The sequence below is a fragment of the Bacillus sp. MM09(2025) genome, from assembly GCF_050496725.1.
GTDB classification, from domain to species: Bacteria; Bacillota; Bacilli; order Bacillales; family Bacillaceae; genus Bacillus; species Bacillus pumilus.
Genome location: NZ_JBNWEN010000004.1, coordinates 1,234,030 through 1,256,504, shown reverse-complemented (window position 1 = coordinate 1,256,504; position 22,475 = coordinate 1,234,030). Strand labels below are relative to the sequence as shown.

Here is a 22,475-nt window from a genome sequence, read left to right as displayed (position 1 = left end):
ATCCATTTTTTCAAATGAAAGGGAGATTGACATGAGTGAACATGCATTGGTTTTACAATCAGATTTCGGCATTGATGATGGAGCGGTCAGCGCCATGTACGGAGTGGCAAATACGGTCAGCAGCAGCATCCGCCTTTTTGATTTAACACACAATATACCGCAGTATGACATTTGGGAGGCATCTTACCGCCTGCTCCAAACCGTCACATACTGGCCGGAAGAGACGGTATTCGTATCCGTCGTTGACCCAGGGGTTGGGTCAGAAAGAAAGAGTCTTGTCGTCAAAACCACAAGCTCGCACTACATTATTACCCCAGATAACGGAACACTCACACACGTCGCACAGGATATAGGCATTGTAGAAGCACGTTATTTAGATGAAACCATTAACCGGCTGCCGAAGTCGGGAAAATCACATACATTCCATGGGAGAGACATTTACGCGTATACAGGGGCGAGAATTGCTTCAGGAGTGATTTCTTTTGAAGAGGTTGGGCCAAGGGCGAATATTGATGAAATTATTCACCTTCCAGTCGTACAGGCTTATGCGAAAGAAGAAGTAATCACAGGAACAATTGATATTTTAGATGTGCGGTTCGGAAACCTATGGACAAACATTCATCACACGCTATTTGAACAGCTTTCAATCAATTATGGAGATGCAATAGAAGTTACCATTGCCAACGGGCCAAAAAATGTGTATAAAAATATCATGACCTATGGACGATCTTTTGCCGATTTAAAGGTAGGCGAACCACTCGTATATGTCAATTCACTCGACCATTTAGGCGTGGCGATCAATCAAGGGTCATTTGCAAAGGCTTATAACATCGGGACAGGCACAGGCTGGCGCCTTTCGATTCGCAAAGCTCCGCGCATTATATACGAATAAGAGGAGGATACATCATGGCAGGTAAACAACTTTCAACGAAAACTGTCGTTGCCATCGGAATTGGCGCAGCCGTCTTTGTGATTTTAGGACGCTTCGTCTCCATTCCAACTGGGATTCCGAATACACAAATTGAGACATCGTATGCATTCCTTGCGTTAATGGCTGTGCTATTTGGTCCTGTTGCAGGCGCACTGATTGGATTTATTGGTCATCTCATTAAAGATGCGACCACATTCGGCCCTTGGTGGAGCTGGATTATTGTTTCAGGTGTTGTTGGGTTATTGATCGGATTCATTTCGAACCGTTTAAAAGTAGAAGAGGGCGACTTTGGCTGGAAAAAAATCACGCTCTTCAACGCCGTACAAGCAGGCGCACAGGCATTGGGCTGGTTTGTCATTGCCCCAGTACTCGACATTGTGATCTATGCAGAACCTGCGAACAAAGTATTTGTTCAAGGCATCGTGGCAGGAATCTCAAACATCATCACAGTCGGTGTACTAGGAACCATCATCATTGCAGCTTATGCGAAAACGAGAAGCAAAAGCGGCAGTCTATCGAAAGAAACATCATGAAGCAAGGTGGAACACATAAATGAAGAAACCGATGATTCAATTCGAACATTTCGGATTCCAATATCGCAGTCAGGCAGAACCGACATTGAAAGATATCAACCTGACCATCTATGAAGGCGAAAAAGTCCTCATCGCAGGCCCGTCTGGATCGGGAAAAAGCACACTAGCCCATTGTATCAATGGGCTAGTTCCTGCGTCTTATAAAGGTTCTATGGAAGGAAGTCTTCACATCGGCGGGAAAAATGCAGAGAAAGAGAACATTTTCTCCCTTTCACAGCTTGTCGGAACGGTGCTTCAGGACCCTGATGGACAATTCATTGGGCTGACCGTTGGAGAAGATATCGCGTTCACACTTGAAAATGATCAAGTCACACGCGAAGAAATGAAAACACGTGTCGAGGAAGCAGCAAGATTAACAGAGGTAGACGGCAAGCTGGCATCGTCCGTGCATGAGCTGTCAGGCGGACAAAAACAACGTGTCGCTATTGCGGGCGTACTTGTTAACGAAGTCGACATTTTGCTGTTTGATGAACCACTCGCAAGCCTTGACCCCGCAACAGGCAAAGAAGTGATCGACCTTATTGACCGACTACAAAAACAAACGAAAAAAACCGTCGTGATGGTCGAGCACCGATTAGAGGACGTTCTTTTCCGCAAAGTCGACCGCATCATCGTCGTTAATGACGGCACGATTGCAGCAGACATGACACCAGATGAATTGCTCGCCTCAAATGTATTAGAAGCGGCTTATTTACGTGAGCCTTTATATGTAAGAGCCATGAAATATGCAGGCATTCCGGTCAAAGCAGGAGATCAGATCGCTAATTTACAGCATCTCACCTTAAATGACGAGGCAAAAGAGAAAATCGAGCAATGGATGGAAGCATCTGAGCCGTCAGTCGAGCAAAAAACAGCGCAGGATTTACTAGAAGTACGTGAGCTGAGCTTTGACTATCCGGCAAGACGAAACACGCTGAACAACATCTCTTTTACCGTCAAAAAAGGAGAAATGATTAGCATCGCTGGAGCCAATGGGGCAGGCAAGACGACACTATCCAAGGTGCTCTGCGCGTTCGAAAAGCCAACAAAAGGAACCATTCATCTAAATGGTAATGACATCACAGGAGATACCATCAAACAGCGCTCCGAACGAATCGGCGTCGTTATGCAAAACCCAAATCAAATGATTTCAAAACAAATGATCTTTGATGAGGTGGCACTCGGTCTCGTTTTAAGAGGCGTAAAGGAAGACGAGATCAAGGAACGGGTGGAGCGGGTCCTGAAAGTATGCGGACTGTATCCATTTAGGAACTGGCCGGTCTCAGCCCTCAGCTTTGGACAGAAAAAACGCGTCACCATCGCGTCAATTCTTGTATTAGAACCAGAAATCCTCATCTTAGATGAACCAACCGCAGGACAGGACTTTAAACATTACACAGAGATGATGACGTTTTTAGAGCAATTAAACCAGCAGGGTGTCACGATTTTCATGATTACCCATGATATGCATTTAATGCTTGAATACACGACAAGAACCATTGTCATTTCAGATGGAGAAAAAATCGCAGATGATACACCAGCCAAAGTGCTGACAGATCAGCTGCTTGTCCAAAAGGCGAGCTTAAAGGAAACGTCGCTGTATGAACTGGCGCTGAAAGCAGACTGGCCGAATCCAAATGAACTCGTGGATCGCTTCATTGAGGTTGACAGAAAGGAACGAATGACATGGCTGTAGACATGCTGTCCTATATCGATCGCCCGTCGCCGATTCACCGGCTGACAGGTGCAACCAAACTCATTTGCTTTATCCTTTGGTCATCTGCAGCGATGCTCACGTATGATACAGGCGTATTAGTGTTTATGTTAGTTGCCAGTATCGTGTTCTTTCAGCTATCAAACGTACGATTTCGTGATATCTCCTTCGTAGTGATTGTCCTGGCGATTTTCCTTGTCATCAACAACATTGCCATTTACATCTTTGCACCCCAGCAAGGTGTCGCGATTTACGGAGCAAAGCATGAACTATTTCACATTGCAGGCTGGTACAATGTCACACTTGAACAGCTTTTCTATCAATTGAACATTACACTCAAATACGTGACCGTAATGCCAGCAGCGCTTTTGTTTATCGTGACAACAAATCCAAGTGAATTCGCCTCATCGCTCAGCAGAATCGGGGTCAGCTACCGGATTTCGTATGCGGTAGCGATTGCTCTGCGCTACATTCCAGATATTCAGCGTGATTTTCGAACGATTGCCATTTCTCAGCAAGCAAGGGGCATTGATTTATCGAAGAATGAAAAACTGGGAAAACGGATCAAAAATGCGCTGTCGATTGTCATGCCGTTGATTTTCTCCAGCTTAGAGCGGATTGAAACGATCAGCAATGCGATGGAGCTGCGCGGGTTTGGGAAACATAAAAAGCGCACATGGTTTACGGCAAAAGACTTTCAAAAAGCAGATTATGCTGCGTTATTGTTTGTTGGTGTGGTGCTCATTGTGTCGCTTGTGATTACATTTATTAGAGGAACGAGATTTTATAATCCGTTTTGATAGAAGGAAGCCTTCACAGGAGTGGAGGCTTTTTTATTTGGTTTGTGGATAAAAGGTGTGGAAAATGGTAAAAGACTATTAACATGTGAATAAATCGGTTATATTGAACAATGAGCGAAACACTTGTGAATAACGAGACAACATATTGGAGGAATTAGAAACTTATGAACAAATTACTTTATGCTTGTGCAGAACATATAGAAACCGTACTAGACATGTACATAGATGATCACGAAACACCGCCAGAATTCAGAAAAATCGAACATACACACAGCTTATCCACAACCTGTGAATTGTGCGATGAACCTGCAATATATATAGTGGGGAACGAATGATCGGACACAAAATACACAAATTTTATCCACAATTGTTGATAACTTATATGAATAACTTGTTCTTAAGGTGGGGATGACCTGTGAATATATCAATTATCACAGTAGGAAAATTAAAAGAGAAATATTTAAAGCAAGGCATAGCCGAATACACAAAACGATTACAAGCATACGCAAAAATCGAGATCATTGAGCTCGCAGACGAAAAAGCACCCGAGAATCTCAGTGAGCAAGACATGAAAATCATCAAAGACAAAGAAGGCGAACGCATCCTAAGCAAAATCAACCCAGACGCCCACGTCATCGCCCTCGCCATCGAAGGAAAAATGAAAAGTTCCGAAGAATTAGCCGATACAATAGATAAGCTGGCAACATACGGAAAAAGTAAGGTGTGTTTTGTCATAGGGGGATCCCTCGGGTTAAGTGATGCTGTGATGCAGCGGGCGAATGAGAAGTTGTCGTTTTCGAGGATGACGTTTCCGCATCAGTTGATGAGGTTGGTGTTGGTGGAGCAGGTTTATCGGGCGTTTCGGATTGTTCGGAGGGAGCCTTATCATAAGTGAGTGTAGTTTTTAATGAATCATCAATTACAGTAGTTTTATTGTAGTTGGTGGTTTGTTTTTGTTACTCAGTATTAATATTTTGTGGCTATATTAGATGTGGGCATAACAAATAGTAAAGAAAAGATTTAAAATAAGAAAGGAAAATGGATCTATCCACTTTCCTTATGTGTTTTACATAGATGACTGCTGAAATTATTTATATATAATAAGCGAACTTATTTGGATTATTTTTTCTTTCTAAAGAGAAGAAGTAAAATAAATATGGGAACTAATAAAAGTAGAGTTTTTTTGTTAGTGCTTTTTTTAGAGGGTATAGATGGTAGTTGCTCTTCTTTTTCAAAATTTGGAACTTCTATTACATCGTATTTTTTGAAATCTAAATTCTCTATTTCCTTTTCTCTTTTCCTTGTTATTTGTTTTAATGTATTATTGTTGAATTTTTCATATACAACATTAAAAATTATTCCAAAAAAAACCAACTGTAATATGAAACTAATTAACATCTCAATCAATACAATATATCGTATGTTTCCTTTTGGTATAACATCGCCATATGAGCCACCAAAAAACGTTGTTGCACTAAAATATAGATAATCATCGATAAAATTAAATGAATCTAATTGGTTATTTACATAAATATAATCTCCTGTTAATATTACAGAATCAGAAATAATATGACTGTAAGCAAATGTTTGTTCTAACGTGTGTATAGAACGTGGTTTATCAAATACACTATATACATTTGAAAAATAAAAAATAACTATTATAATAGCACCTATTATCAGTAAAAGAAGTTTTTTTATAGTTAAATTCTCTTTAAATTTGAATATATATTTAATTAGATAATAAAAAATAAATATATATAAACTGAAAATAAGAAGTAGATAAAATTTAGCTATTAATTCATGTTGGAATGAAATAATAATGGAAGGACAAGGAAAGCTCATTAACGAAAATAGCCCGTAAAACAGCCCCTTCCAGTTAGGTAAGGACGATAATTTTTTAAAAGCAAATAATAATATTATCGTATTAATAAAAATTATAATGGATATTATTATATAGATGCTATTAGACATGCTCAATTCCGATTTACCCGAACTTACAGTTTTAAAATTAATACTCCAAATTCCTACCTGATTTTCTTCTGCATTTTTCTGCTCTAATAAAAATTTCATTTTATAATCGATATCAATGTTTTCGTCTACCAGTGCAAAACCTTTCGAAATTATTAGCTGGTTAACACTATATTCGTCTTTATCAGAAAAAAATATTAAATACTTATCTTTTTGAACTTCTTTGATATATATATATTTATTTAGAAGCAGTTTTTTTATTTCTTCAATGGCAAGTTCTTCGTTATATGTATTACCTTCTAGAGTATAGTGTTCTAAATCACCTACAGAATTATAATTAATTTCAAATGGAAGCATATCATTTTTCTCTTTAAAGGTTTTATATTCTTTATAAATACTATCTGAAATACCATATAATTTTATTTTACTTTGATTATTTATTTCTATTGTACTTACATCGATTACTTTTGTAATCTTTATATTTTCTTCTGCAGACACAGGATGTGAGAATAAAAATGCGATTAAGAAAATAAAAAAAGTTGTTACATATTTCATTAAATACGCCCTCTTAATTTATTTTTTATTTACAAGATAATTAATTACGCATATATTAATTATTTTGTCATACTTCAAGAAAAATATATAGTAGAGTTAATCGCGAAAATACTAGATTCAAAAATCGCACTTAAAACAGTTACGTTGAGCCTTATCATAAGTGAATCGTTTTGAAAAATAGTAATTTTATATTATGAAGGCTAATTAAAGATAGCTCATCTTCTTATAAGATTGCTACCTCGGAGTAATTGTTATTTCATTATTGTGTTTTGAAAAGCAATAATTCTATTTTCTAAATGCGGAAGCATAAACATCATTTAGCATCGTAATTACAAGGTTAAAGAGACTTAACAATCCTAAAAAAAGTATGTTAATGAAAATAACTTTAATTATTTCTACATATTCTTTTTTTAGAGGTAGATTAATATATGGACCAAAAAGTGAAAGTAATCCCGTAATTAAAAATAGTAATGCTGTAAATACAAAAGGTCCCAAAAAATCAATTAATGCTTGTCCTTGCACAGCTTTGCTGTTTTTTTTATGTGTTGCTAATCTTTTCAGTTCCTCTTCGCTGAAGGCATTTTTCCCTGCAACAAATAAAGCCAATGTCAATGTTAATCCTGTTGATGATACTGAAAAGTAAGTTCCTATTTGAAATGAGGAAAAATCCATAAAATCAAAAAATGTAGCGCCTGTTAGTGATATTAATACAAATAGAATCCATATTGCATATAGATAGTTGGGCATTAAATTGCTTTTTGATTTCCAAATTATTTTTAAAGGATTATTATAAAAATTTTCTTTCATAGGTCACCTCTCCTTTCTTATGAGGTTTCATCAATCCTTGTTAGTGTTTTGATTCTTTTAAATATATTTCTCCCTTTAGATATTACGGACTTCAGATATCCTTGTCTCGCCTCATTCTCCAATAATTGTTGAATGGGGGGATTATTTAAAGGTTTACCATCAGCACCTAGGAGCTTAGTCTCAACTTCTTTTGCTTCCGCTTCTTGTAAAATATTATGTCTATCTAGAGGTGGATTACCATTAGGATAAACAATAACATAACTTATTTCACTGTACTCGCCTTCTAAGGAAATAGAATCATAAATAGGATTTATGTTAATTTTTCCTAAGTGCTTGTTTGCTGAGCTGTTGCTATTTACTAGTTTAACTAAGTCACTTATGTAGTTTAATGCTGCTATTTCAGAAGAGCTTTCTACGAGTATATGTTCAGTTCTTGGATTATAAAAAGATCTTAGATTCAATGTATTAATTACATTATTCTCTTTATAATTTTCTAAATAAAACTTTATTTTATAAAATTTCCTTAGGTGTGTAATGCCTGTTCCGACCTTACTGTTCGTTTCTATATTTTCAAATTGATCTATTTTTTCATCTTCAATTACTTCGTACGCTTTTATTATACCAGGATATTTATTTTCCAAAGTTCTTCTAGCACTCATACATATTTCATTTAGATTTAAAAAATCTTGGGAATAATGAATCTCATGCTTTTCTTTATAATGTGATAGTACTTTGTTATATAGTTTGAATAATTTGATAGTATTAATTTCTAAATCTTCAAATGAATTTTGGAAATCCTGTTCATCATTTTTTTCTGGAATCAATTCAAATAAATTTTTATTCTCCTTGATCTGTAAAACACTTTCGAACCCGAGCGGTATAACTCTAGAAAGTAAGTATTCAATTTCATTGTTATCTTTATATTTCAATAAAATATTTGGTTGAATATTCAATTTGAAAACAAAATAGCTCACAGAGACTGCCCCTTTCTTAATAACTCAATTAGGAGAATAAATGAATTAGATTCATTGTCGAACTAAACCGTATAAATTAATCAAATTATTGATTCTATATTAAGATGTAGATGAAAAATAAAATATTTAGACAGATAAAACACACAAAGTCGATAAAATAAAAAAATATCAAAAAAAGTTAATATAAGGTATTATATTAATATATATAATACCATAAAATTATTAAATTTGAAGGAGTAATATTATACATAGAAATGAGAAAAGGTATTGTATAAAATACTTTGTAATAGCTCGAGTATTTCCTGATTTTTAAGGAAAATTCTAAAGAGGTATAGTATCTTTATAGAAAACGTCTCTGTTGAGTAGGATATCTAAAAAATTCTATTATTAATTTGAAGTTTTTTTGATAGAATTTCATCTAGTTATTTAAAGGAAAGCCCTAAAAATTCTGACTTGAGTCGAAAATAAACTATTTGTAAGCTTCTAAGTCAATAATTTAAAAAAACCATATTATTCCGATATATGATGTATAAGGATAATAGAGGGGTGGAGTATGAATGGCAATCACATTACCAGAAAGTATTAAAAGTACTGCTACTGCAGGAGAACGAATTTTATTTCGAACATTAAAGGAATATCTACCCGAGGAGTATATTGTACATTATGAGCCTAATATCAATGGGTTTAGACCAGACTTTGTGATAATCGGTCCGGATCTAGGAGTATTAGTTTTGGAAGTAAAAGATTACACCAAAAATACAATAAGAGAGCTAAACGATAATACCTGGGGCATTTTAAATTCTTCTGGTGATTTACATAGAGTGAAGAGTCCTCTAGTTCAATCAAGAGAGTATGCTTTTAAAATAAAAGATATGCTTGAGAAAGACATTGATTTAATCAATACAGAAGGGAAATATCAGTTTAAATTAAAGTTTCCTTATGGTTATGGTGTCGTCTTCACTCGGCTTCAGGAAGAACAACTTTTAAAAAATAAAGTATATGAGGTTATTGATCCACATTTTATTTTATCGCGTGATCAGATTGATTCGGATAATGACCATTTTGATCCTGAGATCTTAATAGAAAAATTGTTTGATATGTTTCATGTGCCTTTCAAGTTAAATACGCCACTATCATCTGACGAATTAGAAAGGATTCGTTATCATCTATACAAAGAAATACGCGTTGGAGCAGATGTTGAACCAGTCCCATACCAAGAAAAACTGTTATTATCTTTTCGAAACATCAAAACGATGGATCTGCATCAAGAAAACTTGGCTAAACAGATTGGTGATAAACATCGGCTAATTAGAGGAGTAGCAGGAAGTGGTAAAACCTTAATCTTAGCGACTCGAGCAAAAATGTTAGCTGAACAACATCCGAATTGGAAGATATTAATACTCTGTTACAATGTAGCTTTGAAACAAAATATTAAACAAATGATTCATTCTAAATTTACAGAACCAGATGATTTTCTGACATCCGATCATAGAAAAACACCAAATTTAAATAATATACAAATATTAAATTTTCATCACTGGATTAAAAAAGATCATGGTATTTCAGAACTTGAAATAGATGATTACATTGAAAAAATAGAAAATGATGCTTTAACTCCTGTAAAGTATGATGCCATTTTAATTGATGAAGGGCAGGACTTTGAAGGGAGCTGGCTGCATCTCATCAGCTTATGCTTAGATCAAGAGACGCAATCTTTACTTTTAGTAGAAGATAGAGCGCAAGATATCTATCGGAAAAGTAGAAGCTATGTGAAAGATACGGGGCTTGATTTTAGAGGTAGATCTAGAATCTTAAATATAAATTATCGTAATACGTCACAAATTGTGGATTTTGGATGGAAATTTTACGATAGCCATAGAGCTTTAGATCTTAAATTAAAACAAGAACAGACAGAGACAATCGAAATAATCCCTCCAAAAAAGACGAAACGTAAAGGGCCAGAAGTAGAACTTTTAAGATGTAATACCTTTAAAGAAGAAATAGAAGAGATTACTAAACAAATAGTGGATCAACATAATGAAAAGAACATACCTTACTCTGAAATGGCTATTTTATATCGTATAAAGGGATATAATAACCATTATATATCAGCGATTCAATCTGAATTTCAAACAAAGAATATTCCTTACAATTGGATAACTGAAAATGGTGCAACCAAACATAAGTTCAATCCAGAGGAAGAGACAGTCAAAATTTGTTCTCTCGATAGTAGTAAAGGTCTTGACTTCCACTCAGTTTTTATTGTGAAAGCTGATCTGATGCCATTAAAGTATGAAGAGGATCAAGAAAAAGAAGTGTCTTTAATGTATATAGGAATGACTCGTGCTAAAGAGTACCTATCAATATCTTATTCAGGTGTTTCTTTGTTTACTCAGTATTTTGAGGATGCAAAGCAAAAAGAGCCGACATTTAATCAATAATTTTAAATAGTAAAAGGTACGGGAATTATTCATTTCTCATACCTTTTTTCATGTAAGAAGAAAAGAAGACTCTTCTTAATAAATATCGTATTATATATAATGAAAACTTAGTTCAAGAAACGATTACAGCAGGTATTGGGAACGATCACATATTCAATCTACAATTACTCAAAGGAGACTTTCATGGGTTTCAAAGCTGACTTTAAACATGAAATACGTAACGTAATAAAAGATGTAGAAAAAGAAATAAATAAAACATGGAAAATTGAATATAAAGGGCATTCTATAGAAATTACAAACCAAATAAAAGAAGAGCAACTAATCATTGATGGTGTGACAGTTGATAAAAAACAACGAAAAAGTTTATTGACTCATATAATTCCATATTCAAAATTGTCGGGGATATTGGAGCTTCAAGATGGTACAAAACACAAAGTGTCCGTTAAACTTGGTGGGTATGTACGATTTCGTTGTATGGTGAAGGTAGATCATGAAACGGTTTTAGATGAATCAATGAAGATAGACTTTCTCCCATGGGATCATAAAGAGAAAATCGTTCCCTTTATTCAACAACAAATTCAATCACATCATAAAATAGTAGACGACCGTTTACCCGATGAAGATTATTTATTTGACGAAAATGAACCACGATTGGCTCCCGGTTTATCTGATTATTATGTAGATGAACGACCTGCCCCTTTTTATGTGAAGAAACTATTGAAGCTTTTTGAAATACAACTGAATCATCCTACAAACGAAACTAGAAAAAAAACATATGAAAAAATCATTTCTAACAATATGGCGAGTCGCAACAGTGAGTTAATTGACCGATTTCAACAAACACAATGGGATGAGTCTCTTGTACAGCAAGAAGCGTTATGGCTTTTTGAGCATGCGGCACATCGGGAGGTCGTCAAATTTGCAGTCATGATACTGGGATGTACGAACTGTGAAAAATACAAAGAGCTTTTATTCACAATAGGTATGCATGAAGAATTTACTTCTTATGTCGTGTTTGCATTGAAGAATGGCACAATTCAAGGAAACGAACATGTTTGGCGTCTTGCAAAGTCTGTTGATGGATGGGGAAAAATTTCGGCTGTTGAGCAAATGGAAGCCTCGACGCCAGAAATAAAACGTTGGTTACTAACAAAGGGCTGCGAAAATACAATCATGAATGAATACTTAGCCTATACTTGCGCTCTTAATGGTGGTCTGGAAACAGCTTTATCAGAAGATGAAATTTCCAAAGAATTATATGATGGAGCGAGTCTCATCATTCAAGCATTATTAGAAGATGAGGTTTCTATCTACGGAATCGATGAGTATTCAAATGCAAGCTCAGTTCTCTGCCGATTTATTCACCATGCTCATAAGCACTGCCAAGCAATTGAGGACTTTTATACAATATTGAAAATAAATGAGTTTTTAAATGATGAACAAGAGATTTGGGAAGACCGATTGAATGCCTCATGGAAACAGGACGATTATAAGGCTATCCAGGAAGCTGTTCAACCGTTTATTAATGACAGTAGATGGCCAAAGCTTGCGATCGATTCGTTACAACAGGGTTTTAGCTCCCAAGCACTTGAAATCGCTCTCTTTTATCGTTTAGATGTGATTGAGCATCTATTTGCTTTACTTGAGAAAGATCCGGCAAATAGTGAAATATACTTTGCTGTGATGGACACAAATCATCAAGAGCATATTAGAGAGCTTTGCACATTTGCAGAAACACATTTATCGTTATTAAACCTCTCCGATGATGAAGTGGCTTGTCTACAATATATTGTGCAAGATTTATATGAACACGAAGGTGTAGGATTGTCATTGATTCAAGCTGCACTTAGATCAGATGATGGAAATTTACAGTATCATGCTTTAAGTGTATTAAAGGAATGGCCTCCTTCGTATGCGCAGAAAGCGGCCACAAGGGAATTGATTGAACATATATCCATTAAGACTGATGATAAAGAAGATCGAAAGTTAGCCAAACATTTGTTAAAGAAATAATATTTGATTAAGTAGAGCATAACAATTCAACGGGGATAAAACTTAAAAATATTAGAAAGTAGGCACACCATGCACACAATAAAAAATAGGCCAAACCTTCTCCTACATCACATCAGTATCACACACCGACCGCCCCATCCTAGGTATGGTCGCAGGCAATAACAAAACATTAATGATCGATGCCGGCAACGTTGTAAGGAATCTCCAACAACACATGTTGACATATCGTTATTTATCGATATAATGGGGTGTATGGAGCCAATAGAAGTTTTTAAAGCCTTATCCAATGAATCCAGATTGCAAATTTTACAATGGCTAAAGGAACCTGATCGTCATTTTACACCCCATGAAGGGATTGATATGAATACTACAGGGGTATGTGTTAGTCAAATAACAGATAAATTGAAAATGACGCAATCAACAGCATCTCAATACCTTTCAATTTTACTACGAGCTGGATTAATTACGACAGAGCGTATAGGTAAATACACGTATTATAAAAGAGATGAAAATGCCATAAAAAAAATTGCTAAGATTCTAGAAAAAAATATTTAATAAATGAACTGAATTCATACATCAGAATTCAGTTTCATTTATTAAATACACATCGACTTATCGTAATATGTTTTTTTGTCCATACATATTAACAATTCTAGATATGTAAATGTATTATATATAAGGAGTGATCTACATTGTCAAACACTGTAAAGATTTACATTTTAGCTATTGTAAGTTTTTTAGTTGGTACATCAGAGTATATCATCTCTGGTATTTTGGATAATATTTCTGAATCATTAGGGATTACAATAGCTGCAGCTGGCCAGTTAATTACGATTTTTTCTCTTGTGTATGCCATCTTCACCCCAGTATTAATGGCTTTAACATCGGGAATGAATAAGCGCAAGTTAATGTTATTTTCACTTAGCGTTTTTATTCTAGGTAATATTCTGGCATTCGTCCTCCCTGGGTATCAATTATTTATTGTGTCAAGAATTATTATGGCTCTTGGAGCGGGGATGGTCGTAGTTACTGCATTAACAATAGCTGAAAAAATTGCACCAAAAGGTAAGCAAGGTACCGCTATTGCTACAGTAGTAATGGGATTTACAGCATCATTGATCATTGGAGTCCCACTGGGCAGAATGACTAGTGATTTCTTTGGTTGGAAAGCTGTATTTGGAGGAATAGCCTTACTCGGATTATTAGCTATGGCTATAATTTCTCTTACGATTCCAAAAATCCAAGGGGATAAACCTGTACCTTTAATTCAACAACTCGCTCTTTTTAAAAAACCAAAAGTAGTGTTGGGATTAGCCATCACCTTTTTCTGGCTCGGTGGTTATTCAATTGCCTATACCTATCTATCCCCTTACCTTTTAAACATATCAGGTGTAAGCAGCAAATTGCTGAGTGGAGTTCTTCTCATATTCGGGATTGCTAGTCTAGTTGGGTCAAAGTTTGGTGGATTTAGTACCGATCGATGGGGTGTGAATTTTACTCTGATTAGTGGAATGACATTACATGTCATCATGCTCATATTGCTCTCACTAGTTACGCATTCTTATGTTGGAGTATTGCTCATTTTAATATTATGGTCATTTGCTGCATGGTCTTCTGGCCCGACTCAACAATATCACTTAGCTAAAATGGAGCCAGAGTCATCAGGTATACTATTAGGTCTCAATCAGTCAATGATGCAATTGGCGATGGCTGCAGGTGCAGCTATTGGAGGTATCTTTGTAGAGAAAGTTTCTCTATCTTCCGTTACTTGGGTAGGGGCTTTAGGCGTTGCAATCGCGATCATTGTCACAATATTGGCTTCACGTGCTACTTCGAGTAATGAAATTCGATATACTTAATCATAAACAGCAGAACGATGGGAAAAAACGTGATTCAATTTAAAATATAATGACAGAAAGTAGGAAGCACCTATGCACTCAATTAAAAAAACAGGTCAGAGTTTTTGGTACATCACACCAGTATCACTTACCGACCGCCCCATTCTAGGCATGGTCGTAGGCAATAACAAAACATTAATGATCGATGCCGGCAACTCGGAAGATCATGCGAACTATTTTATCCAAAAAACTTTAAAGCACGAGAACGCCAAGCCCGATATGGTTGTCCTCACGCATTGGCATTGGGATCATATTTTTGGTCTGCCAGCGCTGCCTGATACGGTTTCAATTGCTTCTGCAAAGACCAGAAAGGAAATGGAGAAGCTTCTTCCGTTTTCTTGGTCAGATGAGGCGATTGATGAGCGGGTGAGGGAAGGAACGGAGATTGAGTTCTGCGCGAAGGCGATAAAAGAAGAATATCAGGATCATCGAGATATTCAGGTGGTTTTACCGGATGTCACGTTTGACCGTCGGATGGAGATTGATCTTGGCGGGGTCACTTGTGTTGTGCAGCATGTTGGGGGCGATCATGCGGCAGATTCAGTGATCGTGTATGTGAAAGAAGAGAAAATCCTGTTTCTTGCTGATTGCATTTATCCGAAAATGTACGCCGAAAAAGTACATTATACGGTGAAAGAAATCTTGCGTCTTTTAGATGAGCTAGATGCTTTTGATGCAGATACGTATATTCCTTCACATCAAAGACCATGGTCAAAAGAGGAGTTTCGTCAGGAAACAGATAAGCTTCGGATGATGGCGAAATACACTGATCTTTATGGTGGAGATCGACAGAGAATCGTGAATGAATATCAAGCACATGTGAACAGAGAACTGAAAGAAGATGAGTTGGAGACGATCGTTTATTTTGTAAATGGTTATGAAGGATTAGCAGAGGGATAAACCTCTGCTTTTTTTATTTTCATAGCTCGTCCTTTTCCCTGAGTTTATATCAAGTTTATATACAGGCGATATACTCGAACCGGTAAGAAAAGGAGGAGAACCATTGATGAATGTATTTAGATCATTTATTGATAAAATATCTACAAAAAAGGGAGCTTGGCTGACTGTTATCATTTGGCTTGTTCTCATGATAGGGTTGAGTGCTGGTCCTACATTGGGCGATCATAAAGTGAGCAACTTTCAATCTTTACCTAGTGATGCTCAGTCTATCGTGACACAAAAGCAGTTAGATCAGTATTTCCCAAGTGACAAAGGGACTCCGGGATTATATGTGTTCCATCATCCTAATGGAAAGCTGGCTATTCAAGATGTAAAAACAATCATAAAAGGAATCAAAGAGGCAAAAATTCAGGGGATTGAAGAAATTGTCGATGTGTCCGCATTGCCTCCTCAAGCGTTATCCGCATTTTTATCAGAGGATCAATCGACGATGATTGTGCCAATGAATTTGGAAGCCGGATTAGGCAATGCTGATTATGCAAAGATTAATGATGAGACAACAGAAGTCGGTACAAACATAGCGAAGGGGCTAGATGCTGATTTTTATATTACTGGCCCAGCTGGTATAGCAGGGGATACGGTGAAGCTGTTTGAATCTGCCGACTTGAAGCTGTTATTCGCCACTGTTGCGATCATATTGGTTTTATTAATCGCCATTTATCGTTCCCCGTTATTAGCGATCATCCCATTATTTGCAACGGTGATTGTCTATCAAGTGGTGAATCAAGTCGTGGCTTTACTTGGCGTCGGTGGACTTGAAATCAATAACTCGACCACTTCGATTATGAGCATTTTGTTATTTGCTGCTGTGATTGATTATTCATTGTTTGTTTTCTCACGTTATCGTGAGGAGTTACAACATCATGAAAATCAATTTGAAGCGATGAAAGTGGCGATGCGTTCAACAGCCAAACCCGTATTATTTGCAGGCGGTACAGTATTTGCGGCTATGATCATATTATTTGTGGCGGATTTTCGTGATTATCAAAACTTTGCGCCAATCTTTGGTGCTGCGATGGTGGTCATTATGATGGCTTCTGTCACACTGATTCCAGCCTTGTTTGCATTATTTGGCCGCAAAGCATTTTGGCCGAAAGTGCCCAAATATGGTGAAGCGAAAGAAGTGAAACATGGCATTTGGGGGCCTATTGCAAAGTTTGTTGTTCGAAAACCAGGATTGATTGGCGGTGCTGTCTTACTGTTTTTACTTGTGACAGGGGCGAATGTTTTCAATTTACATTATGAATTTAACTCAGTGAAAAATTTCCCGAAGGATTTACCTTCTCGTGTCGCATTTGAAATCGTCGAGGATCAATTTAATAAAGGTGATCTAGCCCAGACAACGGTGCTAGTGACCGGTCAAAACCTATCTCAGGAACATTTACAAGAAATCTCTTCTCATTTCTCAGAAAATGACCAAATAGGGTCGGCTCGTCCTTCGGGAGTTACCAAAGATGGAGAGCATGGCAAAATGACGATATCATTGAAGGTGAATCCATACAGTATAGAGGCCATTGAATTTTTAAAAGAATTCCGTACAGATCAATCCACGTATCGTTTATCAGATGGTCAAGAGGTTCAGCTATCTTTTGCGGGCACAACGGCTAAATTAGTGGATGAACAACAAGTGAATCAATCAGATATTCAAAAGATTGTTTTGCTGGAAACGTTACTCATTCTTCTCTTGTTACTCGTTCTGACACGCTCGATCAAAATGTCGATTTATATGATGGCGACGATTTTAATCTCCTTTGTATCTGCTTTAGGGTTAGGCATTTTCTTAGTTGATGTGTTATTTGGTTATGATGCCATTTCTACTCGTGCCCCTGTTTATGCCTTTATCTTTTTAGTGGCTTTAGGAATTGACTATAATATCATCCTTGTGAGCCGTTTCTTAGAAGAACGTAAAACGTTACACGTCAAAGCTGCATTAGAAGTGGCGATACGAAACACAGGAGGGGTCATTTCTTCAGCGGGAATCATTCTTGCCGCGACGTTTGCCGCATTAATGACCATGCCCATTACCGACTTATTTATCTTTGGATTTATTGTCGCTATTGGGATTATCATCGATACATTCTTAGTTCGAGGAATGTTGCTGCCGTCGCTCATATTATTCTTTGAAAAAGACAAAGCTAAGGCGATAAAGGAGGAAGGATAATTGCATGTATTGGTCGTGGATGATGATGAAGCCATTTTGCAATTAGTGTCCATCCATCTAGAGCAGGCAGGATATCACGTGACAAAAGCAAGCAATGCTGAGGCAGCGCTTGCTTTTTTGCAACATCAGTCATTTGATCTCATGATTATTGATGTGATGATGCCTGGAATGGATGGCTTTCAGCTGGCTAGCATTGTGATCAAACAATATGAATTGCCTGTCATTATGCTGACAGCGAAAGGACAAATTGAAGATAAACAGCAAGGATTTGAACAAGGGATTGATGATTATATCGTCAAACCATTTGAAACGAAAGAACTGCTATTCCGTGTAAATGCCATTTTACGGCGATATCGTAAATCCATAGAAGCTTTAACAACTGCGGGGAATATTCAGATTGATACGAACCGTTGGGAATTAATGATTGAGAATCAGCAATATATTTGGCCCATGCGGGAATTAGAAATTCTCCATTATCTGCTGCAGCGGGCAAACCGCAATGTGAGCCGCTGGGATTTAATTGATGACATTTGGGGGGATACGTTAGAACAACCCGAATTCACATTAAACACCCATATTAACCGCATTCGTGAGAGATTAAAAAGAGCTAAAGCGAATGTTGAAATTGTGACAATTCGTGGTTTTGGCTATCAACTAGAGGTAAAAGAATGAGACTACAACAACGGTTTATGTTATATACGTGTTTGATTGTTTGTATCAGTATCTTTGTTGGGTTTATTTGTTCGAATTTGATTTACAATGCCTTTGTAAAAGAGCAATTAAATGATCGTTATTTAGTCATTGCGGAGCAGTTATCGAAACAAATCAAAGAACACGAAATCACATTACAGGCATCTTCCGATTTTCTGCAAACCATGAGCGATCTAGGGTATCAAATTGCATTGGTTAAAGAAGATGGAGAAATGCGGATGTTTGGGGAACCCTTTAAAACGACACAATGGAATGACCAAATGCACGCCTTATTTGAAGGCGGAAAAGCGTACAATGGGATCAAATCCTTTAAAAATTCATATTTAATCATGAGTCATTTCGCAAATGATATAGAAAATACAGTGGGAACGAAAATAGAAATTGAAGGGGAAGAATGGGGATTATTTTTACGTCCAAATAATATTAGCCTTTTCACAGAATTTCATTTGATTATATTTGGGTTTATATTCGCCGTATTTATTAGCAGCATCATTGGCATTTTATTGATGTCTCGAAAGGTCACCCAATCCCTTTCAGAATTGACGAGCGCAACGCAAGAGATGGCCAACCATAACTTCCAGTACCCATTAATGATTAATCGCAAAGATGAAATTGGGCAGCTTGCCGATAGCTTTCGGATGATGCAGCAGAAGCTAGAGAATACAGATCAAGCGAGAAAGAAATTCGTGAATAACGTCTCGCACGATTTCCAATCGCCGCTGCTCAATATCCGGGGATATTCTGAATTACTGGATGGGGAGCTTTCGTCAAGCGAAGGGAAAAAATACAATCACATTATTCAAACAGAAGCGAAGCGATTATCAAACTTAACGAAACAACTTCTCATTCTTACCTCAATTGATCAAGGGACATATCCAACGAATAAACAACTAGTCAGGATCGATGATCAGCTTCATCAAGTGGTTCATTCAATGCTATGGCGGATAGAAGAGAAGGGCTTAGAAATTAAAATCGATTTACAGCCTGTCACTGTATATGCTGACCGTACATTGCTGATCAACGTATGGGAGAACTTAATTGGCAATGCGATTAAATACAACAAAGAGTACGGAGAGATCAGTATTCATTGTGAAGAAAATGAATCAGAAGCGGTCGTGAAGATCAGAGATACGGGGATTGGAATAGAAAAAGAGACATTGGAAAAAATATTTGAACGATTCTACAGGGTAGATCAAGCACGAAATAAAGATGGAATGGGTCTGGGATTATCGATTGTACAAGAAGTTCTCTCTTATCACGATGCTTCTATTGAGGTAGAAAGCAATGAAGAAGGAACGACTTTTACGACGGTTTTTCCAAAGAAGTAGTTAGTGAAGAAAAGTCTCATTTGCGATGTGTCAAATGAGACTTTTAAATGTCTATGGCAAGCCTACAACATCTTCTGAATCACGAACTGTAACAGACATGTTTTTAGCATTAATCTTAATGACACAATCCCACGTTGGCTTCATTTGCAGTTCATCATTCTCATCAATACGGATAATCCCTTTAAATTCAACAGTCTGTTCTAGAAAGACCATTTTCTTTTCTGTATCATCTTTGACAGCTGTTAAATGTTCAGGATAGTGAACTGTCCAATCATAAAAAGTGATTTTCTTCATAGTTCCTCCTGCTTTTTTCATTCGTACACTTCTCCGAATACTTCTTCTGTTTGCCGGATTGTTAGAGTTTTGTTGGTTGGATCGATTGTAATGACACAATCCCAAGTAGGTTTGATTTGTAGCTCGTTGTTTTCATCTATCCAGATCACACCGTTTAATTCAATGGATGGCTCTAAAATGACCATCTTCTTTTCATGATGATCTGTTATTGCTGTTAAGTCTGCTTGTAATTGAATGGTCCAGTCAAAAAACGCTATTTTTTTCATGAGGTCTCCTCTCAATTTTGATTATATTTCCATTATAACTTGCATGAGTTTCGACATGTTATTTGATCATTCTATTTTTTGGTATAATTAGATGTAAATAAAGAATGGATAAATGACTGATAAAAGTTTGAATTTAATCGGAGGTACGTATGAAGCAACTATACATGAAGCAGAAAGTATTTAGTCTAAGCGGCAGGTTTACAGTAAAGGATCAGCAGGAGAACGATGTGTATGTGGTCGAAGGCAGTTTTATGAAGGTACCGAAGACGTTTACCATTCTGAATACAGAACGAGAAGAAATTGCTGTAATTACGAAGAAAATGTTTAGCTTTTTGCCGAAGTTTTTAGTAGAAGTTGGTGGTCAAGAGGTATTGACAATCAAAAAAGAGTTTACGTTCTTTAAAGCAAAATATTCAATTGATGCAGCGGGTATAGAAGTGCAAGGTAACTGGTGGGATATGAATTTCCAGGTGCTGCAGAATGGCGAAGTGATCGGCCAGGTGAAGAAGGAATGGTTTACTTGGGGTGACAGCTATAAGGTTGATATTTTGAAAGAAGAGATGGAGCCTGTGATGATTGCGCTCGTTGTTGCGATTGATTGTGTGAAGGCTGATGAAGCAGCGTCTAGGTCGTCTTCGTCGACAACGATGAATAATTAATTGGAGGGCTAAAAAATTGGCCAATCTCACCCGCATTTTAAGATTAAGAGATGCAGAAATATGGGAGTATGAATTTCTCGATAATCAAGACATCATCATTTATTTCTCCATTACAGATGTGAATAGAAAAGCAACAATTCACGATAATCCGCTAGCTACCCAATCAGAATTGGATGAAAGAGATAATTACCTTTCAATTGATATTCATAGTCATGTGGATCTTGAAAAAACGATTGAAGGAGATGCATTTGAGGATTTTATCACTGAGATTTCTTTTTTAGTAGAACATATGCATGATTTTCACAATGCTCATGTTTTTATGAAAATGCATGTTCATGACAACATCGATTTAACTGATTTTCAGTTAGAGGAAGATGAAGACTTGCATGGAGATGAAAAAGAACAACTTTATACATTTAAACATTTATGGATTAAGCAGACATGCTTTCAACTAATAGAACAACAGTTAAATCGAAAAATCAAAGAAATATCTAACAGTAGATTTTGCCAAGATCTAATATAAGTTTGTGAGGTGACCAAACTGATCACATTCCAATACAAAGTATTTCTAACAGTCGTCGAGTGCGGCAGTTTTACAAAAGCCGGGGAGAAGCTTGGACTAACGCAGTCTGGAGTCAGTCATAATATTGCGAAGCTTGAGTCAGAGTTAGGGGTTGTGCTGCTTCGGCGAAATCGAAACGGGTTGTCGTTAACGGACGCAGGTGAGCGGGTGATGCCGCATCTTCGGCAAATCATTCATCATGCGTCATTGCTTGAGCAGGAGGCGGCGCTAATTCAAGGGATGGAAGTGGGGAGTATCAAGATCGGAACGTTTTCTAGTTTTTCTTCAAAAATGCTTCCGCAGCTGATTCACCGTTTTACCAAAGTGTATCCCAATATCCAAGTAGAGTTATATGAAGGTGGTTATGAGGAGATTGAGGAATGGATTGCGTCTGGTACGATTGATGTTGGTTTTTTAACGCAGCCATCGAGAGAATTCGAAACCATTCCACTTTTCCAAGATGAATTGGTGGTTCTGATGCAAGAGGATCATCGCTTCAATACGAAGAAAGTGATAGAAGTTGACTCGTTACATGATGAAGCATTCATTATGCCAAAAGCGGGCTGTGACCTGCTCGTTAAGAAATTATTAAAAGAAAGAGGCGTGAAGAAGCCTCATGTTTTGTTTGAAATAGGAGACAACAATACGCTCATTTCTATGGTTCAAGAGGGACTTGGAGTGACCATTATTCCGACGTTAATTTTGCCGGAGCAGATGTCTGATACGAAAGTGATTCCACTTGAGAAAAGCGTATATCGTGAGATCAACTTGGCGTTCAAATCATTCAAAGCGGCATCTCCATCGGCTATAAGATGGATCGAAGTGGTCAAAGATCATTTCAAGTAGAATCAGCTTGAACAG

General features: G+C 36.9%; 22 protein-coding genes and 1 pseudogene. 18 read left to right on the top strand and 5 right to left on the bottom strand.

Translation table 11 applies throughout. The features are described 5' to 3' along the window. Positions 1–31: 31 nt before the first annotated feature. The 6 genes from ACQYAC_RS12745 (at position 32) to rlmH (ending at position 4,912) form a co-directional block, all read left to right on the top strand. Positions 32–892 (top strand): SAM hydrolase/SAM-dependent halogenase family protein, encoded by an 861-nt coding sequence (locus ACQYAC_RS12745; protein WP_169056086.1) that lies wholly within the window; start codon positions 32–34, stop codon positions 890–892. Positions 893–906: 14 nt separating this feature from the next. Continuing rightward, positions 907–1,464, top strand: a complete 558-nt coding sequence (locus ACQYAC_RS12740; protein WP_012011871.1) for an ECF-type riboflavin transporter substrate-binding protein — start codon at positions 907–909, stop codon at positions 1,462–1,464. 19 nt (positions 1,465–1,483) lie between these two features. After that, complete coding sequence (locus tag ACQYAC_RS12735; RefSeq protein WP_429943435.1) at positions 1,484–3,199, top strand: ABC transporter ATP-binding protein; 1,716 nt, start codon at positions 1,484–1,486, stop codon at positions 3,197–3,199. Then, the gene (locus ACQYAC_RS12730; protein WP_216889539.1) at positions 3,190–4,017 is read left to right on the top strand and encodes an energy-coupling factor transporter transmembrane component T family protein; all 828 of its coding nucleotides are present in this window, start codon (positions 3,190–3,192) and stop codon (positions 4,015–4,017) included. Before ACQYAC_RS12735 ends, ACQYAC_RS12730 begins: the two co-directional genes overlap by 10 nt. A 164-nt stretch (positions 4,018–4,181) precedes the next feature. Then, positions 4,182–4,352, top strand: coding sequence for a CxxH/CxxC protein (locus tag ACQYAC_RS12725; RefSeq protein ID WP_073414986.1), 171 nt, complete (start codon positions 4,182–4,184; stop codon positions 4,350–4,352). Between the two features lie 80 nt (positions 4,353–4,432). Then, positions 4,433–4,912, top strand: coding sequence for a 23S rRNA (pseudouridine(1915)-N(3))-methyltransferase RlmH (rlmH, locus tag ACQYAC_RS12720; RefSeq protein WP_429943434.1), 480 nt, complete (start codon positions 4,433–4,435; stop codon positions 4,910–4,912). A 224-nt stretch (positions 4,913–5,136) separates the two neighbouring features. Here rlmH and ACQYAC_RS12715 read toward each other — a convergent pair whose 3' ends face one another. The 3 genes from ACQYAC_RS12715 to ACQYAC_RS12705 all read right to left on the bottom strand — a co-directional run bounded on the left by ACQYAC_RS12715 (position 5,137) and on the right by ACQYAC_RS12705 (position 8,321). After that, on the bottom strand, positions 5,137–6,540 hold the full coding sequence (locus ACQYAC_RS12715) for an ion channel (protein WP_339164602.1): 1,404 nt from the start codon (positions 6,538–6,540) through the stop codon (positions 5,137–5,139). A 285-nt stretch (positions 6,541–6,825) separates the two neighbouring features. Further along, complete coding sequence (locus tag ACQYAC_RS12710) at positions 6,826–7,347, bottom strand: hypothetical protein (RefSeq protein ID WP_339164600.1); 522 nt, start codon at positions 7,345–7,347, stop codon at positions 6,826–6,828. Between the two features lie 17 nt (positions 7,348–7,364). After that, positions 7,365–8,321: a hypothetical protein gene (locus ACQYAC_RS12705; protein ID WP_429943433.1), complete on the bottom strand. Its 957-nt coding sequence runs from the start codon at positions 8,319–8,321 to the stop codon at positions 7,365–7,367. 557 nt (positions 8,322–8,878) lie between these two features. Here ACQYAC_RS12705 and ACQYAC_RS12700 point away from each other — a divergent pair. The 9 genes and pseudogenes from ACQYAC_RS12700 to ACQYAC_RS12660 all read left to right on the top strand — a co-directional run bounded on the left by ACQYAC_RS12700 (position 8,879) and on the right by ACQYAC_RS12660 (position 19,833). Further along, positions 8,879–10,762, top strand: a complete 1,884-nt coding sequence (locus ACQYAC_RS12700; RefSeq protein WP_429943432.1) for a 3'-5' exonuclease — start codon at positions 8,879–8,881, stop codon at positions 10,760–10,762. 183 nt (positions 10,763–10,945) lie between these two features. After that, positions 10,946–12,775 carry a hypothetical protein gene (locus ACQYAC_RS12695; protein WP_429943431.1) on the top strand — a complete coding sequence of 610 codons (1,830 nt, stop codon included), beginning with the start codon at positions 10,946–10,948 and terminating at the stop codon, positions 12,773–12,775. 69 nt (positions 12,776–12,844) lie between these two features. Continuing rightward, positions 12,845–12,983, top strand: a pseudogene (locus tag ACQYAC_RS12690) (MBL fold metallo-hydrolase); the annotation flags it as partial. A gap of 44 nt (positions 12,984–13,027) precedes the next feature. Then, positions 13,028–13,330 (top strand): ArsR/SmtB family transcription factor, encoded by a 303-nt coding sequence (locus ACQYAC_RS12685; protein WP_045034889.1) that lies wholly within the window; start codon positions 13,028–13,030, stop codon positions 13,328–13,330. A gap of 137 nt (positions 13,331–13,467) precedes the next feature. Continuing rightward, positions 13,468–14,634 (top strand): MFS transporter, encoded by a 1,167-nt coding sequence (locus ACQYAC_RS12680; protein ID WP_058013234.1) that lies wholly within the window; start codon positions 13,468–13,470, stop codon positions 14,632–14,634. Positions 14,635–14,706: 72 nt separating this feature from the next. Continuing rightward, positions 14,707–15,573, top strand: coding sequence for an MBL fold metallo-hydrolase (locus ACQYAC_RS12675; RefSeq protein ID WP_410581568.1), 867 nt, complete (start codon positions 14,707–14,709; stop codon positions 15,571–15,573). 103 nt (positions 15,574–15,676) lie between these two features. Next, positions 15,677–17,794, top strand: a complete 2,118-nt coding sequence (locus ACQYAC_RS12670) for an MMPL family transporter (RefSeq protein ID WP_429943430.1) — start codon at positions 15,677–15,679, stop codon at positions 17,792–17,794. After that, positions 17,795–18,466 (top strand): response regulator transcription factor, encoded by a 672-nt coding sequence (locus ACQYAC_RS12665; protein WP_144461418.1) that lies wholly within the window; start codon positions 17,795–17,797, stop codon positions 18,464–18,466. Further along, a complete protein-coding gene (locus tag ACQYAC_RS12660) occupies positions 18,463–19,833 on the top strand; it encodes a sensor histidine kinase (RefSeq protein ID WP_429943429.1) in 1,371 nt (456 codons plus the stop codon). Before ACQYAC_RS12665 ends, ACQYAC_RS12660 begins: the two co-directional genes overlap by 4 nt. A gap of 51 nt (positions 19,834–19,884) precedes the next feature. On the opposite strand, the gene ACQYAC_RS12655 is transcribed toward ACQYAC_RS12660, so the two are convergent. Together ACQYAC_RS12655 and ACQYAC_RS12650 are read right to left on the bottom strand one after the other, a co-directional pair. After that, entirely contained in the window at positions 19,885–20,127 is a 243-nt protein-coding gene (locus ACQYAC_RS12655) for a hypothetical protein (RefSeq protein ID WP_429943428.1), read from the bottom strand. Between the two features lie 17 nt (positions 20,128–20,144). Beyond that, positions 20,145–20,393 (bottom strand): hypothetical protein, encoded by a 249-nt coding sequence (locus ACQYAC_RS12650; protein ID WP_058013239.1) that lies wholly within the window; start codon positions 20,391–20,393, stop codon positions 20,145–20,147. Positions 20,394–20,542: 149 nt separating this feature from the next. On the opposite strand from ACQYAC_RS12650, the gene ACQYAC_RS12645 reads away from it, so the two are divergent. Genes ACQYAC_RS12645 through ACQYAC_RS12635 form a run of 3 tightly spaced genes read left to right on the top strand, consistent with a single transcriptional unit; the run spans position 20,543 to position 22,460 of the window. Beyond that, positions 20,543–21,052, top strand: a complete 510-nt coding sequence (locus ACQYAC_RS12645; RefSeq protein ID WP_429943427.1) for an LURP-one-related/scramblase family protein — start codon at positions 20,543–20,545, stop codon at positions 21,050–21,052. A gap of 16 nt (positions 21,053–21,068) precedes the next feature. Further along, positions 21,069–21,575, top strand: a complete 507-nt coding sequence (locus ACQYAC_RS12640; protein ID WP_429943426.1) for a hypothetical protein — start codon at positions 21,069–21,071, stop codon at positions 21,573–21,575. A gap of 9 nt (positions 21,576–21,584) precedes the next feature. Next, entirely contained in the window at positions 21,585–22,460 is an 876-nt protein-coding gene (locus ACQYAC_RS12635) for a LysR family transcriptional regulator (protein WP_429943425.1), read from the top strand. The last annotated feature ends 15 nt before the right edge of the window (positions 22,461–22,475 follow it).

Bases quoted from the DNA above. Each gene is read 5' to 3' on its own strand.
- ACQYAC_RS12745 (WP_169056086.1), top strand. From the start codon at position 32: ATGAGTGAACATGCATTGGTTTTACAATCAGATTTCGGCATTGATGAT.
- ACQYAC_RS12740 (WP_012011871.1), top strand. From the start codon at position 907: ATGGCAGGTAAACAACTTTCAACGAAAACTGTCGTTGCCATCGGAATT.
- ACQYAC_RS12735 (WP_429943435.1), top strand. From the start codon at position 1,484: ATGAAGAAACCGATGATTCAATTCGAACATTTCGGATTCCAATATCGC.
- ACQYAC_RS12730 (WP_216889539.1), top strand. From the start codon at position 3,190: ATGGCTGTAGACATGCTGTCCTATATCGATCGCCCGTCGCCGATTCAC.
- ACQYAC_RS12725 (WP_073414986.1), top strand. From the start codon at position 4,182: ATGAACAAATTACTTTATGCTTGTGCAGAACATATAGAAACCGTACTA.
- ACQYAC_RS12715 (WP_339164602.1), bottom strand. From the start codon at position 6,540: ATGAAATATGTAACAACTTTTTTTATTTTCTTAATCGCATTTTTATTC.
- ACQYAC_RS12710 (WP_339164600.1), bottom strand. From the start codon at position 7,347: ATGAAAGAAAATTTTTATAATAATCCTTTAAAAATAATTTGGAAATCA.
- ACQYAC_RS12700 (WP_429943432.1), top strand. From the start codon at position 8,879: ATGGCAATCACATTACCAGAAAGTATTAAAAGTACTGCTACTGCAGGA.
- ACQYAC_RS12695 (WP_429943431.1), top strand. From the start codon at position 10,946: ATGGGTTTCAAAGCTGACTTTAAACATGAAATACGTAACGTAATAAAA.
- ACQYAC_RS12685 (WP_045034889.1), top strand. From the start codon at position 13,028: ATGGAGCCAATAGAAGTTTTTAAAGCCTTATCCAATGAATCCAGATTG.
- ACQYAC_RS12675 (WP_410581568.1), top strand. From the start codon at position 14,707: ATGCACTCAATTAAAAAAACAGGTCAGAGTTTTTGGTACATCACACCA.
- ACQYAC_RS12660 (WP_429943429.1), top strand. From the start codon at position 18,463: ATGAGACTACAACAACGGTTTATGTTATATACGTGTTTGATTGTTTGT.
- ACQYAC_RS12655 (WP_429943428.1), bottom strand. From the start codon at position 20,127: ATGAAGAAAATCACTTTTTATGATTGGACAGTTCACTATCCTGAACAT.
- ACQYAC_RS12650 (WP_058013239.1), bottom strand. From the start codon at position 20,393: ATGAAAAAAATAGCGTTTTTTGACTGGACCATTCAATTACAAGCAGAC.
- ACQYAC_RS12645 (WP_429943427.1), top strand. From the start codon at position 20,543: ATGAAGCAACTATACATGAAGCAGAAAGTATTTAGTCTAAGCGGCAGG.